Below are 519 nucleotides of genomic sequence, written 5' to 3'. Positions count from 1 at the left end.
GGCGGTAGCGATTGCCTGCAAACCCGCCACGCCGGCGCCGAGAATCAGCACCCGTGCAGCTTTCACGGTACCCGCAGCGGTCATCAGCATCGGCATGAAGCGTGGATAGTGGAAAGCGGCTACCAGCACGGCTTTATAGCCGGCAATGTTGGCCTGGGACGACAGCACATCAAGGCTCTGTGCACGGGAGGTGCGCGGCGCGGCTTCAAGGGCGAAGGCGGTGATGCCACACTCAGCCAGTTTGGCAATGGTTTCATTGCTGAACGGATTGAGCATGCCCACCACGACAGCGCCGCTCTTGATCAGAGCCAGCTCGCTGTCGCTGGGAGCGACGACCTTGAGAATCAGCTCTGCGCCAAACGCATCGTTGGCACTGCCAATGGTCGCACCTACTGCCTCATAGGCACTGTCGACAACGCTGGCGCTAATGCCGGCGCCGCTTTGCACAGTGACTTTATGACCCTGGCCGATCAGCTTCTTGATGGTTTCAGGGGTTGCAGCAACCCGCGTTTCACCCGT

General features: G+C 60.5%; 1 pseudogene. It reads right to left on the bottom strand.

The annotated features are described in order from the left end of the window. Positions 1-519, bottom strand: a pseudogene (locus F8N21_RS30370) (NAD(P)(+) transhydrogenase (Re/Si-specific) subunit alpha); the annotation flags it as partial.

The organism is Pseudomonas fluorescens, assembly GCF_902497895.1.
Taxonomy (GTDB): domain Bacteria; phylum Pseudomonadota; class Gammaproteobacteria; order Pseudomonadales; family Pseudomonadaceae; genus Aquipseudomonas; species Aquipseudomonas fluorescens_BP.
The sequence above is the reverse complement of the archived record's forward strand: the minus strand, read 5'-3'. Positions and strand labels throughout refer to the sequence as shown.